The organism is Streptomyces sp. NPDC007917 (assembly GCF_042959105.1).
In the GTDB taxonomy this organism is placed as follows: domain Bacteria; phylum Actinomycetota; class Actinomycetes; order Streptomycetales; family Streptomycetaceae; genus Streptomyces.
Window position 1 is genome coordinate 195,593 of the sequence record NZ_JBIBKK010000016.1, and the last position, 14,781, is coordinate 210,373.

General features: G+C 76.0%; 6 protein-coding genes. 3 read left to right on the plus strand and 3 right to left on the minus strand.

The window, feature by feature from the left end; translation table 11 throughout:
* Window position 1: 1 nt before the first annotated feature.
* Window positions 2-4,801 carry a beta-ketoacyl synthase N-terminal-like domain-containing protein gene (locus ACFZDL_RS29625; protein ID WP_353596401.1) on the minus strand — a complete coding sequence of 1,600 codons (4,800 nt, stop codon included), beginning with the start codon at window positions 4,799-4,801 and terminating at the stop codon, window positions 2-4.
* A complete protein-coding gene (locus tag ACFZDL_RS29630; protein ID WP_353596400.1) occupies window positions 4,798-12,072 on the minus strand; it encodes an SDR family NAD(P)-dependent oxidoreductase in 7,275 nt (2,424 codons plus the stop codon). Before ACFZDL_RS29630 ends, ACFZDL_RS29625 begins: the two co-directional genes overlap by 4 nt.
* A 329-nt stretch (window positions 12,073-12,401) precedes the next feature.
* Between ACFZDL_RS29630 and ACFZDL_RS29635 the strand changes: the two genes are divergently transcribed.
* The 3 genes from ACFZDL_RS29635 (at window position 12,402) to ACFZDL_RS29645 (ending at window position 14,088) form a co-directional block, all read left to right on the plus strand.
* On the plus strand, window positions 12,402-12,782 hold the full coding sequence (locus ACFZDL_RS29635) for a hypothetical protein (protein WP_353596399.1): 381 nt from the start codon (window positions 12,402-12,404) through the stop codon (window positions 12,780-12,782).
* 190 nt (window positions 12,783-12,972) lie between these two features.
* Window positions 12,973-13,527, plus strand: a complete 555-nt coding sequence (locus ACFZDL_RS29640; RefSeq protein ID WP_353596424.1) for a TerD family protein — start codon at window positions 12,973-12,975, stop codon at window positions 13,525-13,527.
* 84 nt (window positions 13,528-13,611) lie between these two features.
* Window positions 13,612-14,088, plus strand: coding sequence for a nucleoside deaminase (locus ACFZDL_RS29645; RefSeq protein WP_353596398.1), 477 nt, complete (start codon window positions 13,612-13,614; stop codon window positions 14,086-14,088).
* Window positions 14,089-14,119: 31 nt separating this feature from the next.
* On the opposite strand, the gene ACFZDL_RS29650 is transcribed toward ACFZDL_RS29645, so the two are convergent.
* Window positions 14,120-14,755 carry a helix-turn-helix domain-containing protein gene (locus ACFZDL_RS29650; RefSeq protein ID WP_353596397.1) on the minus strand — a complete coding sequence of 212 codons (636 nt, stop codon included), beginning with the start codon at window positions 14,753-14,755 and terminating at the stop codon, window positions 14,120-14,122.
* Window positions 14,756-14,781: the final 26 nt, after the last annotated feature.

Sequence of the window (14,781 nt, forward strand, 5' to 3'; positions counted from 1 at the left end):
CCTACTCGTCGTCCGCCGGGCCGGTGGTCCAGGCCACGACGTAGTCCCTGCTCGGCAACCCGGGAGGGTTGGCCGTACGCACGCTGTGCACTCGGTAGCGGCGCGGCCGCCCGGCGGCCGTGGCCACCTGGAGCAGGAGCCGCCGCGGGTCCTCCGCGTCGAGCACGGTGATGTCCGGCCCGTGGCCCCCGCCTTCGGCGCCCTCGTCCCCGACGCCCTCCGCCTTGGCGACCGCCTCCTTCGCCGCGCGGAGGGCCGCGGTCTCCTGTGCGGTGGTGTCCGGCCCGGCGATCTCCTCGATGTGGATGCCGGGGCCCGGCCGGGAGTTCTCGCGGTCCGGCGGGCGCGGCACCACCAGGGCCACCCCGGCCTCCGCCCGGCTCGCCAGCGAGACGTCCAGTCCGGGCAGCGTCCGGCCGTGCGCCCCGAGGACGTACGGGCGGCCGGGCGCGTCCTCGTACACCTCGATCTCGGCCGGGAAGACAGGGCCCTCCCCGCGCGCCCAAAGCCACTGCCGCACCGCGTCCTTGGCGGCGATCCGGCCCAGCAGCCACTGCCGCCGGCCGCGCGGGGCCTGTCGCTCGTACGCCCTGCGCTCGGCGCCGCCCAGGTGGTTGCGCATGATCAGCTCACGCGACGCCAGGTCGGGCCAGCGCTCGTGCAGCAGCACCCAGCCGCCGGGACCTGGCCGGGAGAGCGCGTTGAGTTCGGGGAAGCGCTCCACCGGCCGGGTGCTCGGGTGGTTGTCGAAGCGGCGGTCCTGCCAGCCGTCGATCCGGGCCCACACCTGCCCGTCGACGAGCAGCTGGACATCCGCCTCGAGCGTGGTGTCGGTCAGCGAGCCGATCCTGATCACGCACTCCACCGCGGTGCCGGGAAGCGGATGCGGCCCGAACAGGCGGATGTGCCGCATGCCGACGGGGAAGACCACGGTCCGCTCGGTGCGGGTGGCCATGAGCCAGTAGCCGAGGAGCTGGCCGACGTTGTCCAGCAGGGCGCCGGGCGCGGCCGGTGTGGTGATCGTGCCGCGCACCCGCGCCGCGCCGATGGCGGTGATCTCGCTGACCCCCTGGAACGCGGGGCCGTGGAACATCCAGCGCCGGCTGTACAGCTCGGCAGCGGTGTGGGCGGGGGGCCGCTCTGCGGCCGGGTCGGCGGGCCAGGGGGCGGGGCGGGGGTGCGGATAGCGGGGCGCGAGCTCCACCGTGCCCTGGGCGCTGCGGCCGAAGTCCACGGCCAGCCGGTTCGGGCCGTCGGGCGAGGGCGTCACAGTGACGGGCACCTCGACGGGCGGCGCGGCGGTCACCCACCGGCCGAACCGGGCACCGTGCACCGCGACGGCCCGCCGCCCGGGCGCCGCCCGCTCCGCCGCCTCCATGAGGTGCCCGACGATCGTGGTCGCCGGGACGACCGGCCACCGGTCCGACTCGTCGGGCCAGCCGGGCCGTTGCCGGAAGAAGCAGTGGTCGCGCAGGTACGGCATGGTGTCCGTGGACACTCGCAGCACGGTGCGCCAGGTGGTCGGCGGGGGTGCGGTGGCGGACGGTGTCGGCTGGGGGACCGGCGCCGGGAGCCGCTGGGCCGGCGGTCCGCCCGCGCGGTCCGCGACGGCGATCAGCTCGGTGACCGCCCCGGCCGTCTCCCGCAGCAGCGCGCCGAGTTCCGCGGCCACCGGAAACCGCCGGGCCACCGCGTCCAGCGCGGACACGGCGTCGGCCCGGAGGGCGGAGGTCTCGGCAGGGGCGCCGCCGGACGCCACCGCGCGGCGCAGCCCGGCGAGGTGGCGCGCGTCCAGGGAGATCAGCGCCCCACCGAGGTCGAGCCGTACCGGCTTCGGCGCGGTGGCGGGCGGTGCGCCGGCGGAAGGCGCGGTGGCGGGCGGTGCGCCGGCGGATGGGGCCGGGAGGGCGGGCGCGGTGGCGGGGCGCGGCAGGGACGGGTCCACCTGAGCCCCGTCCACCCACAGGGCGGTGGCCACCCGGCGCAGCTGGGCGACGCCGTCGCGGTGCGGCGAGTCGGCGGCCACCGCGAGATGTTCCGCCCCGTGCAGCGTGTCATCGATGAGCGAGGCCAGCTGCCCCGGGCCGACCTGCACGAACGCCCGGAAGCCCGCCTCGTACAGCGCCTTCGTCAACAGCCGGAAACGGACCGGCTCGAGCAGATGCCGGACGAACAGCTCCCGCACCCCGGCCGCGTCCGCCGGATACGGCGCCGCGGTCGTCCCCGACCAGATGGGCACGCTCGGCGGAAACAGCTCGAACCGCTCCGCGGCCGCTCTGATCGGCCCCAGGTACGGCGCCAGCATCGGGGTGTGGAACCCCGACTGGAACGGAAGGACGTGCCCGATCACCCCCTCGCCGCGCAACTGCCGTACGAACGCGTCGACGTCGGCCCGCGGCCCGCACACCATCGACTGGCTCGGCGCGTTGTCGTGGGAGAGCACGACCCGGCCGTCCCCGCCCTCCGCGAGCGCGGCCAGCACCCGCTCGGCGGGGGCGCCCAGCACACCGAAGGCCAGCCCGGGCACGCGCAGCGCGTCGGGGTCGAACGAGCCGAGGAATTCGTCGACCGCGGCGCCGGAGTACAGACCGGCCGACACCATCGCGGTCCATTCGCCGACGCTGTGCCCGGCCACCGCGTCCGGCGCCACCCCCATCCGCCGCAACGCGCCGTCCAGCAGCCGGCCGACGGCGAAGACACCGACACCGTGGCGGCCGACGTCGCCGACCGGCGGACGGCCGTCGGACGCTCCGACGGTGGCGGGGGAGAGCCCGAAGTACTCGGCGACGCCGTCCACCCGTGGCGCGAACTCGGCCTCAAGGCCGGGGAAGACGAAGACGACCCGGCCCGGCCCGCCCGCCGCGCACTCGCCCAGCAGCGGAGCGGGCGTGAACCATACGTCGTTGCGCCCACGCCATGAAGCCCCCTTCGCCACCACGCGCCGCGCCAGCGCCAGCCGCTTGGCGGTCGGCCCGACGACGCCGAGCCTGACCCGGCCCGCCGCGGGCCCGGTGGCCCGCACCGACGCGTCATCCGCCGCCAGCCACGCGGCCAGCCGCTCCGGGGTCTCGGCCCCCAGCGTGAGTACGCGCTCCGGCTCGGTGACGTGGGCCCTGGGGACGGTGGATGTGTGGGGAGCCCCGGACGCGGGGGCCCGCGCGGCCATGGGCGCGGTGACGGCCGCGGTGTCCGGCGTGTCGGCGACGGAGCCGGGCCTGGCCCGGCCCGTGCGCGCGGCGGGGCCGACGGCGTCGGGCGCGCCGGCACCCGGCGCGGTGGCCACCGCCGTGGCCGTGGCCGGCGTCCGGGGCCCCGGGGGCCGAACGGCCCCCGGTGGCGGCTGCTCCAGCACCACATGCGCGTTGATCCCGCCGAACCCGAACGCGTTCACCGCCGCGCGGCGCACCCCCGCGCCCCGCCCGGTCTCCCACGGCTCCGCCGTGGCGATCGGGCGGAAGCGGGTCGCGGCCAGGGCCGGGTGCGGCTCGTCGCAGTGCAGGGTGGGCGGCAGCAGCCCGTGGTGGATCGCCAGGGCGGCCTTGACCAGGCCCGCCACGCCGGCCGCCGGCATGGTGTGGCCGATCATCGACTTCACCGAGCCGATCACGGCGCGGCCGGCGGCGTCGCCGGACGTGGGGCCGAAGACCTCCGCCACCGTGACCAGTTCCGCCGTGTCACCGGCGGGCGTCGCGGTGCCGTGCGCCTCCAGCAGCCCGAGCGAGCCCGGCTCGCGCGGATCGAGACCGGCCGCCCGCCACGCCTGTCGCACCGCCCGCGTCTGGCCGCCCGGGTCCGGGGTGACCAGGCTCGCGGCGCGACCGTCGCCGGCCACCCCGGTGCCCTTGATGACGGCGTACACCCGGTCGCCGTCCCGCAGCGCGTCCGCGAGCCGTTTGAGCACCACGACGCCGGTGCCCTCGCCGATCAGGATCCCGTCGGCCTCGCGGTGGAAGGGGCGGATGCGCTCGCTCGGCGAGAGCGCGCGCAGCTGCGCGAAGACGCTCCACAGGGTGATGTCGTGACAGTGGTGCACCCCGCCCGCCAGCACCGCGTCGCACCGGCCGGAGGCCAGTTCGCCCACCGCCTGGTCGACGGCGACGAGCGAGGACGCACAGGCGGCGTCCACGGTGTAGGCGGGGCCGCGCAGATCGAGCCGGTTGGCCACCCGCGAGGCGGCGAGATTGGGCACCAGGCCGATGGCGGCCTCGGGGCGGTCGGGGCCCAAGCGCTCGGTGAACGCGGTCCGCACTCGCTCCAACTGGTCGGCGTCGAGGCCGGGCAGCAGCTCGCCGAGCGTGCGCACCAGCTGGTGGGCGGTGCGCACCCGCTGGTCGAGGCGGACCAGACCGGGCGTCAGATAGCCGCCGCGGCCCAGCACCACCCCGATCCGCCCCCGGTCGGGCAGCCGCCCCTCGCCGCCCGCGTCGGCGACGGCCGCGGCCGCGACATGCAGGGCGATCAGCTGGTCGGGCTCGGTGCCCTGGACGGAGGCGGGCATGATCCCGAAACGGGTGACCTCGACCTCGGCGAGCCCGTCGACGAATCCGCCACGGCGGCAGTACACCCGGTCTGCGGCGGAGCCGACGCCGTTCCCGGGGGTCCCGGGGGGCTCGGGGGTTCCGGGGGCGTAGAACTCGGCGTCCCACCTCCGGGCCGGGACCTCCGTGATGGCGTCCACGCCGGCCACCAGGTTGCGCCAGTACGTCCCCAGGTCCGGCGCGCCGGGCAGCAGCACGGCCATCCCGACGATCGCCACCGGGGGTCTGCGGCCGCCGCCTTCGCCGTCGTACGCCACGGTCACCAGCTCGACGCGGTGTAGACGACGGCCCGGGCGGACTCCTCGCCCCAGGCGAGCTCGCGCAGCAGCGCCATCGCCCCTTCCTCGGGGTCGATGAGCTCGACGCCACGCCTCGTGTATTCGCGCGCGAGCGCGGGGCTGACCATCCCGGCGTGCCCGCCGATGGGCGCCCAGGGTCCCCAATGGACGGTCAGCGCCCGGCGGCCGGTGCGGGCCGCCCACCGCGCGCCGAGGGTTTCCAGCGCGTCGTTGGCCGCCGCGTAGTCGGCCTGGCCCCGGTTGCCGAGGACGGCGGAGACGCTGCCGAAGAGCACCGCGAACAACGGCGCCCCTGCGCCGCCGCCCGGTCCGCCCGGCAGCTCCTCCAGCGCGTCCAGGAGCGTGCGCGCGCCGCCCGCCTTCGTGTCGTAGACCCGCTGGAAGGACTCGACGGACTTCTCCTCGATCAGCCGGTCCTCGATCACCCCGGCCGCGTAGACGACGCCGTCCAGCCGGCCGTGGTCGGCGTGGATCTCCTTGACGGCCTGGCGCACCGCGTCGGCGTCGCGGAAGTCGACCGACCGGTAGCGCGCCCGGGCCCCGAGGTCGGTCAGCTCCCGCAGGGTGGCGGCCACTTCACGCCGCGCCAGGATCCCGGCCGCCTCCCGCTGGACCTCGGCGGGCCTTCGGCCGCCGGCCGCGGCGAGCGCCGCGCGCAGGGCGGCCTCGTCCCGGGCCCCCGCGGTGGCCGGGTCCTCCGGCCCGGCGGGTACGGGGGTGCGGCCGAGCAGTTCGACCCGGCAGCGGGTGGCGGCCGCGAGGGCCGCCGCGCACCGCGCGGTGATCCCTCGCGCCCCGCCGACCAGCACGATCACCGAGTCGCGGTCGAGGCCGATGGCCGCGGCCTCCGCCGCCCCGTCCCCGGCGGGCCCGGCGCCCGAGGTGCCGAGGACGCCCAAGCCGCTCTCCACGAGCTCCAGCCCGTGCCGGCCGCCGGCGGTGCGCAGCACGACGGGCGGGTGGTCGGGGGCGAACACCTCGTCCAGCAGCGCGTCGGCGACCGCGGTGGCGGGCGCGTCCGGGGGGAGGTCCACGACGGTGGCCACGGTCCGCGGGTACTCGCGGGCGACGCTGCGGAACAGGCCGTGCAGCCCGGCCGTCGCGACGTCGAGCGGGTCCGCCCGCCGTGCGGCCAACAGCCACCGCGGCCCGCCCGCCAGGGCCGCCCGCAGGACGGGGAACGCCGCGGGCAGTACGGGAGCGCCGGCCGCGGCCGACGGCTGGAGCAGGATCACCCCGTCCGGGGGCGCCTCCCGGGGGTGGCCGGGGGACGGACCGTCGCCCTCGCCGAGAAGGTGCCCGCCCGCCAGGGTCACGGCCTCGGCGCCGCACCCGCGCAGCCGTTCCGCGACCGCCCCGGCCAGGGTCTCGTCATCGCCCAGCAGCGCGAACCGCCGACCGGACAGGGCGGTCAAGGGCTCGCCGGCCGCCCCGCCCCCGGTGAGCGGCACGGACCGCAGCCGCATCCGCTTCGGCGCCACGCCCCTGACGGCAGAGCCCGCGGCCTGGGGGCCGGGGGCGGCGGGGCCGCTCGGCGGTGGCGGGCCCGCCGGGGACTCGACGGCTTCCTCCGGGCCGGTGACCGTGGGCGCGCCGGGCGTCGCGGCGATGTCGTCCCATGGACCGGCGCCCTCCGGCCCCAAGGCGGCCTGCGGCCCGGGCGCCACGGGTGCGGCGATGCCGTGCGGCGCGGCGTCGGCGCCGCCGGTCGCCGCCACCTCGCCCGTCAGCCGAGGGGTGAGCCAGGCGGTGACCGCGGCGGTAGTACGGGCCTTCGTCAGCTCTTCGAGCTCTTCGTCCGCGAGCGCCGCAGCACCGTTGCCGCCCGTGCCGCCGACGCCCAGGCGGGCCGCCAACTCGCCCGCGATCTCGGCCCGTTTGATCGAGTCGATGCTCAGATCCGCCTCGAGGTCGAGGTCCGGCTCGATCATGTCGACCGGGTATCCGGTGCGTTCGCTGATGATCTGCGCGACCGTACGGGCCACCTCCGCCTCGGTGACCGCCACCGGCTCCACGGCTGCCGCCTCGGCAGGCATCGGCGTGGGCAGCGGTGTGGGCACGGGTGTCGGCACAGGCGTCTGCGGCGGCCCGCTCAGGGGCTGTGGCGCAAGGGCCGCCGCCCCGACCGCTCCGGCAGTCCCGGGTGCCGCGGGCGCGACGGGACCGGCGGGCCCGGCCCCCGGCGTGGCCCCCAGATGGGTGAGGAGCACATCGCGCTGGGCCGCCACCATCTCCCGGCTGGTTCTCAGGAACTCCAGGATCAGCACGTCCCGGTCCGTCTGGCTCACCGTCGTCTCCTCGACACGTCGGGCCGGGGCCAGCGCGCCCGGCAGGAGTTCACCCGCGGCGGTACGGACCAGCTGCCCGTCCACCGTCCAGCCGGGCCGCTTCGGCGCCGCGGCGCGGCCGGCGTCCACGGCGTCGCGGCCGCGGAACATCCAGCCGGTACGCACCGGCAGCCCGGCGACGGCCAGTTGGGCCAGAGCGTCCAGAAAGCCGTACAGCCCGCGCGGACCGGCCCCGACGCCGCCGGCCGCGCTTACTGCCTGTGCCCCGGCGCGCCGCCCCTCGAAGGCGATGGCGCGGTGCGGGCGGTCTCCGAGGATCTCCCCGACCAGCCGGGTGAGCACGGTGCCGGGCCCCGCCTCGACGAAGGTCCTCGCCCCCGCCTCGTACGTGGCCTCGATCTGCTCGACGAAGCGGACCGGCGCGCCGATCTGGGCCGCCAGTTCCGCGCGGATGGCGTCCGGCTGGCCGCCGTGCGGGGCGGCGGTGCGGTTCGCCCAGACCGGGTACTCGGGCGGACGGACCGGCTGCCGGGCGAGGGCCTTGGCGAACCGGTCGCCGGCCGTGGCCACCAGCGGGCTGTGGAAGGCGCAGGCCACGGGGAGCCGCTTCACCTGATGCCCGGCCTTGCGCAGCAGTCCGACCGCGGTGTCCACGTCCCGCCGCGGCCCCGAGATCGCGGTCTGGCGCGGCGCGTTGTGATTGGCGGCCACCACCTGGCCGGCGAGGCCGCCGTGGAGCAGGACGCGTTCGACGTCCTCGCGGCTCGCGGTCACCGCCGCCATGGTGCCCGGTTCGGGGCCCGCGGCGCGCGCGGCGTCCAGGATCGCGGACGCCCGTTCGGCGCTCAGCTCCAGCAGCGCGGGCGGGTCGAGCGCGCCCGCCGCGCAGAGCGCGACCAGTTCGCCGTAGCTGTGCCCGGCGGCCATGTCGGGGCGGACTCCGGCCGCGGCGAGCAGCGAGTGCGCGGCCAGGCCGGCGACGCCGAGCGCCGGCTGGGCCACCCGGGTGTCGGTGATCCTGGCCCGCTGCGCGGCCCGTTCCGGCTCGTCGAAGGCGGCCGGCGGGTGGAGGACGGCGGCGTGGGATCGGGCGAGCCGCGCGTGGCCGTGGAGTTCGGGGAAGGTGACGAACAGGTCGGCGAGCATGCCGGGCCGCTGGCTGCCCTGTCCCGGGAAGAGGAAGGCGACCTTGCCGGGCCCCCGCCCCGCGCCGCCGTCGGCGGACAGGTCGCCCGGCCCGGCCGAGTCGGCCAGATAGATCCCCGCGGCCGGGTCGTGTTCCCCCGCCAGGACCCGGCGCAGCAGCGCCGCCGGTCCGGTGGGCCCGTCCGCTGCGGTGGCCACCACGGCCGCCAGGACCGGCCCCTGACCGGCCTCGGAGCGGGTGGCGGCGGTGAGGGCGAGGTCGCGCAGCCGCCAGGGCGACCCCGCCGCCTCGTTGGCCTCGGCGAGCGCCAGTGCCTCCTCGACGGCGCGGCGGGCCGCGGCCCGGTCCGTGCCGCGGAAGGTGAACAGCTCGGCGGGCCAGGCGTCCAGGGCGTGGGACGGGGGCGGGCCGGCGTCGTGGGCGGCCAGGACGACGTGGAAGTTGGTGCCGCCGAAGCCGAAGGCGCTGAGCCCGGCGATCCGCTCGGCGGGCGGGGCCACCCAGGGGCCGGCCTCGGTGTGGAAGGCGAAGGGGCTGCTCTTGGCGTCCCAGGAGGCGTTGGGGCGGCGCAGCTGCGAGGTGGGCGGTTTGACGCCGGTGTGCAGGGCCAGCGCGGTCTTGACCAGACCGGCCAGACCCGCGGCGCATTTCGTGTGCCCGATCTGCGATTTGACGGAGCCCAGCGCGCAGCTTCCGGGCGCGGCCCCCGCGGCGGTGAACACCTCGGTGAGGATGGTCAGTTCGGTGCGGTCGCCGACGACCGTGCCGGTGCCGTGGGCCTCGACGAGGCCGACGTCCGCGGGGGAGACGCGGGCGTTGCGGTAGGCGCGCTCCAGTGCGGCCCGCTGACCCTCGGGCCGGGGCGCGGTGAGCCCGAGCGACCGCCCGTCGCTTGAGCTGCCCACGCCCTTGATCACGCCGTAGACGCGGTCACCGTCGCGCTCGGCGTCCGCCAGCCGCTTGAGCACCACGCACGCGACGCCCTCGCCGAGCGCGATGCCGTCCGCCGAGGCGTCGAAGGTGCGCGAGCGGCCCGTCGGGGACAGCGCGTGCACGGAGGAGAAGAGCATGTAGTCGTTGATGCCGTTGTGCAGGTCGGCCCCGCCGCACAGCACGAGGTCGCTGTTGCCGGTGACCAGCTCCTTGCAGGCCACGTCGACGGCGGCCAGGGACGAGGCGCAGGCCGCGTCCACCGTGTAGTTGGCACCGCCGAGGTCGAGCCGGTTGGCGATCCGCCCGGCGATGACATTGGCGAGCATGCCGGGGAAGGAGTCCTCGGTCAGCTCGGGCAGCTGTTCCGCCAGCCCTTCGGGCACCGTGCCGAAGTAGGACGGCAGCACGGCGCGCAGCGTCTGGGCGTTCGACAGATCGCTGCCCGCCTCGGCACCGAAGACGACCGAGGTACGGGAGCGGTCGAAGGCCCGGCCACCCGCGCTGCCGGGGCCGCCCCGCTCGCCCGGCCCCGCCTGGTATCCGGCGTCCTCCAGGGCCCGCCGCGCCGCCTCGAGCGCGAGCAGCTGCACCGGCTCGATGCTGCCCAGGGACGCCGGCGGGATGCCGTAGCGCAGGGGGTCGAAGGGGATCGGGGGCAGGAAACCGCCCCACTTGGAGGCGGTCGCGCCGTGGGGAGCCGTGGCGCCGTCCTCGCCGGGGGAGTAGTGGACGGCGGGGTCCCAGCGCTCGACGGGCACTTCGGTCACGGCGTCGACACCGCCGACCACATGGGCCCAGAACGTGGCGAGGTCCGGGGCGCGCGGGAACATGCACGCCATCCCGACCACGGCCACGTCCAGCGGAGCCGGGGCCTCCCGCTCCGCCGACCCGGGCGGGGCCACGCCCAGGCGCTCGCGCAGCGCGGCCGCGGCGCGGCCGAAGAAGTCGGCGGCGGCCGGGGCGACGGAGTGGTGCAGGGCGGCGACGGTGGTGGTGGCCGAGCGCAGCACGGCCACGTCACCCGCCATGAACATGCCATCCTGGTATTGGCGCTCCTCGTCGACCGCCACCAACTCGCCGCCCGGGCCGCGCTCGACGCCCTTGCCCGCGATCCGCAGCCGACCCACGTTCAGCCGCTCCAGCCGCTCCCACACCTGCCGCTCGGGGACGCCCTCCCCGCGCAGCCGCTCCCTGACGGCGCCGAACTCCTCGGTGAACGGGCTGGGGACGCAGCGGGTGGCGTGTCCCGGAGCCGTCTCCAGCAGCGCGGTGCGCCGCGCGGCCACCACCTGGCGCTGGAACAGCGGCTGGACGGCGCCGTGGGCGACCGCCTCCTCGGTGAAGAGGTACGCGGTGCCCATCAGCAGGCCGACGAGCACACCACGCCGGGTCAGCGGGGCGGCGAGGGCGGCGACCATCGCCGCGGACCGCTCGTCGTGGACACCGCCCGCGAAGAAGACCTCGACCGGGGCCGTCGCCCCGTCCGTGTTCCCCTCGTCCAGGAAGTCCTCGATCACCGCGATCTGCGCCTCCCACAGCGGAAAGCTGTGGCGCGGGCCGACGTGCCCGCCGCACTCGGAGCCCTCGAACACGAACCGACGGGCGCCGGAGCGCAGGAACTGCCCCAGCAGACCCGGCGAAGGGACGTGCAGAAAGGTGGCGATCCCGGCCCTCTCCAGCGCCTCGGCCTGCGCGGGCCGCCCGCCCGCGATGATCGCGTGGCTGGGGCGGATCTCCCGTACGGCCTCGAGCTGGGCCTGTCTGATCTCCTCCGGTGCGAAGCCGAGCACCCCCACCCCCCACGGCCGACCCGGCAGCGCGGCCGCCGCCTCCGCCAGCATGGCGCGCGCCCGCTCGCGTCCGGCGAGGGCGAGCGCGAGGAACGGCAGAGCGCCATCGGCGGCAACGGCGGACGCGAACCCGGCCCGGTCGCTGACGCGGGTCATCGGGCCCTGCGCCACCGGCAGCCGGGTGCCGAGCGCCCCGCTCATCGGGGAACCCGGGCGCAGCGCGGCGGCGGGGCACTCGTCGCGTACGGCATCCCGTACAGCCTCGGCCACGGCGCGTACGGTCCGGCCGACGTCCCCGTGCCGCTCGGCGAAGCGCGCCGCCAGAAAGCCGTCCTGGCCGACGGGCAGCGGCCGGGCGCGCGGCTCGCGCCCCCGGCGGCGCAGCACACGACGGCCGTCGACCACGGCGGTCTCCGAGCCGTCCAGGGAGCGGAGCGCGGCGGCCGTCTCCTCGGGCACCCCCGACTCGGCCAGCAGCGCCAGTTGGGTGTCCAGCACGACGCCCGCCGCCCCGCCGACGACCGCCGCCGCGGCCGTGTGGAGGCCGATCCCGCCGCAGGCCCACACGGGTACGGACACCCTCGGCTCGGCGAGCAGCTGCTGCAGCAGGACGAAGGTGCTCAAGCCCCCGACCCGGCCGCCGCTCTCGCCGCCCCGGGCGATCAGGCCGTGCGCCCCGGCCCGTACGGCATCCAGCGCCTCGGCCAGGTCGGTGACCTCGGCGAGGACGCGGCCGCGACCCAGGGCGTCGGCCACCGCCCAGGGGGAGTCCGCCGCGAGCACCACCGTGTCGGGACCCGCACCGCCGCCCCCGTCCCGGGGAACCGCCCCGGAGCGGGCCGCCGCCAGGTCGGCGGGCGTCAGCCGGCAGCCGGGGCCGATCCGCACGCCGTACCGGCCGCCCGGGGCCCAGTCCCGCAGGCGCTCCAGCGCCTCCCGGGCCCGCCGGTCCCCGGCTCCCAGGTCCAGGACCCCGAGCCCTCCGGCGCGGCCGACGGCGGCGGCGAGCCTGGCGTCCGGTCGCCCGAAGGGAGTGATGCCGAGGACGAGGTCGCCGAGCCGGTCAGCAGATCTCATGGCGTCTCCGAAAGAATCGGCGAAGCGGGGTAAAGGGAGATCATTCCCGGAACGTGGACCGAAGGTACGGCTTCGGAATTCCGCCCGGGGCGGCGCAAGGCATGAAATTAGACGACGGCTCTGATGGAACGTCAAGAGCGAAGGCCCCGGTGGGCCGGTGATCACGCCGAATCGGCCGGAGTGAGCGAACGGCCCGCTTGCGACAAACAAGGGCAGAATCCCCATCGGTGTGTCAATCATCGATTTCCATTCGATGAACGGGCCGATTCGGCCAAGAGACGGGACGCCCCGGCCACGGCCCGGCCGGAGGGGGGATATAGGGTGCCCGGGTGCGCTGGAAAGATGGATCCGGAACCAAGTGGCGGCTGCGACAGCAGAGGCTGGCGTGGAAGCGGAAGGTCAAACCGGAAGTCGCGTTCGAGCATGCCCCGAGCGGTCTGGGCGACGACCCGATCTCCGCGATCATCGCCGTGCCCTTCCTGCTCGTCTTCGCGGTGCTGACGCCCTTCTGGCTGGCCGAACTTCTTCTGCGGCTGTTGCTGACCCCGTTCGCGGTGGTGCTCCGGCTGGCCGGCGCCATCCCTTACCGGCTCAGGCTCTACAAGAAGGGGCGGTTGACCGGGTCATATTCGGCGCACGGCCGCGGCGAGCTGGTGCGGCTGCGCCATGAGCTCCGCCGGACGGCGGGCTCGGCCGGCGGCGGGCGCTGATTCCCGTACCGGCGCGTCCCGTGCGTACCGGTGGGTCCCGCCCGGTGCGGGTGTGCCGGGCGGGGCGCGCGTTACGGCCTGGCCGCCGTGTCCCGCCGTTCCGGGCCGGATGCCGCTGATAAAATCCGAACTCCATTGTTGTGCAGCGGGATTGGTGCGGCAGGATCCGGGCGCGCGGGAATTCTGCCGGATCAATTCCGGAAAGGGGAGTCAGGTGACCGGTCTCAACAAGGGCCCGAGCAAAGTCCAGGTGGCGCTCAAGTGGGACCCCAGCCCGCTGGGGCAGCCGCCGCACGATCTCGACATCATCGCGGCGACCTACACCGCGGCGGACCCGTACGGCGAACCGGCCTACCTCGTGCACTTCGACCGCCGGTCGCCCGACGGCACCATCACCCTCAACCGGGACAGCCAGACCGGCCAGGGCTTCGGCGCCGACGAGGTCATGACCCTGGAGCTGGACCGGCTGTCCCCCTCCTACACCCGTGTGGTCGTGGGCGTGGCCATCCAGCAGGGCAGCGGTCCGAAGACCTTCAGCGACGTGGCCAACTGCAGTTTCCGGATAGCCGACGGGATCACCGAACTGGTGAACAGCGGTTTCATCGGAGCCCTGGGCGCCAAAGCCGCGACAATCGCCGAATTCACCCGGAACGACTCGGGGGAGTGGCAATTCCACGAGGGGATCCGCGGATTCGACACCGACCCGGACGAATTCTCCGGGCTGATGGGCAGGGACTACTCCTGACCCCGGCCGGCCTCTCACTGAGGATGCGCTCGCAAGCGGCGAGGCCCTAGCATGCCGCCAAGATCACTTCCCGAGGAGGCCACCATGGCGAACGACGCCGATCTGCGCCATCTGCGCCGCTGCGTGGAGCTGGCGACCGAGGCCCTGGAAGCGGGCGACGAGCCGTTCGGGTCGGTGCTCGTCGCCGCGGACGGGACCGTCCTCTTCGAGGACCACAACCACGTGGCGTCCGGCGACCGCACCCGCCACCCCGAGTTCGAGATCGCACGCTGGGCCGCGGCCCACCTGACCCCCGAGGAGCGCGCCGCGGCCACCGTCTACACCTCGGGCGAGCACTGCCCGATGTGCGCCGCGGCCCACGGCTGGGTCGGGCTGGGCCGCATCGTGTACGCGAGCTCCTCCGAACAACTGGCGGCCTGGCTCGCCGACCTCGGGGTCCCGGCCCCTCCCGTACGGACCCTGCCCATCCGGGAAGTCGTCCCGGGCGCCGTGGTGGAGGGCCCGTATCCCGCTCTCGCCGAGCGCGTACGCGAACTGCACCGCCGTTTCCACGGCTCCTGAAGCGCGGGTGGGCGAGGGCGGAAGGGGGAGCTCACTCACCTCGCGCGAGCAGCTCCCGGGCCAGCGCCTCGCCCCACCACCGCTCGACCCGCTCGGGTGACCAGCCGCGTTCCGCGGTGAGCACGGTGTAGACGTCGATGTTGCACAGCGCCGCGTAGACATCGACGGCGGACCGCACGTCCAGGCCGCGCCGGAGGACACCGGCCGGCCAGGACGAGAACACCTGCACACGGGTCTCGTCGCCCCGCGCCCGGCCGTCGCGGTAGACGGTCGCCAACTCCGGCTCGACGCGCCCTGCTTCCCGCACCAGCGCGATGACATCTCCCGCGCGCTCGAACAGCCGCCGGTCATATCCGGCCATCGCCGCGAGCTGCCGGGCGGGTTCGGCCGCCGGGGCCTCCAACTCCGCGAGCATGCGCGACGCGTCAGCGGTCAGGTCGGCCGCGTCGGCCAGGGCCCGGGTGAGACCCGTCTTGTTCCCGTACGCCGCGTAGACCGTCGGCACGGAGACCCCCGCCTCGCGCGCCACGTCCCGCACGGTGGTCGCCGCCCATCCCCGGGAGACGAACAGCCGACGGGCGGCCTCGGCGATCTCCGCGCGAGTCTGCTGTGCCTGCGTCGTCCGGCGCACCGAGTCGTAACGGCGCCGGCCGCCCTCTGCGCTCATGGCTTGACTCCCCTTGGCTTTACGCT

Coding starts and splice junctions, on each gene's coding strand:
- ACFZDL_RS29650 (WP_353596397.1), bottom strand. CDS start 14,755: ATGAGCGCAGAGGGCGGCCGGCGCCGTTACGACTCGGTGCGCCGGACG.
- ACFZDL_RS29645 (WP_353596398.1), top strand. CDS start 13,612: ATGGCGAACGACGCCGATCTGCGCCATCTGCGCCGCTGCGTGGAGCTG.
- ACFZDL_RS29630 (WP_353596400.1), bottom strand. CDS start 12,072: ATGAGATCTGCTGACCGGCTCGGCGACCTCGTCCTCGGCATCACTCCC.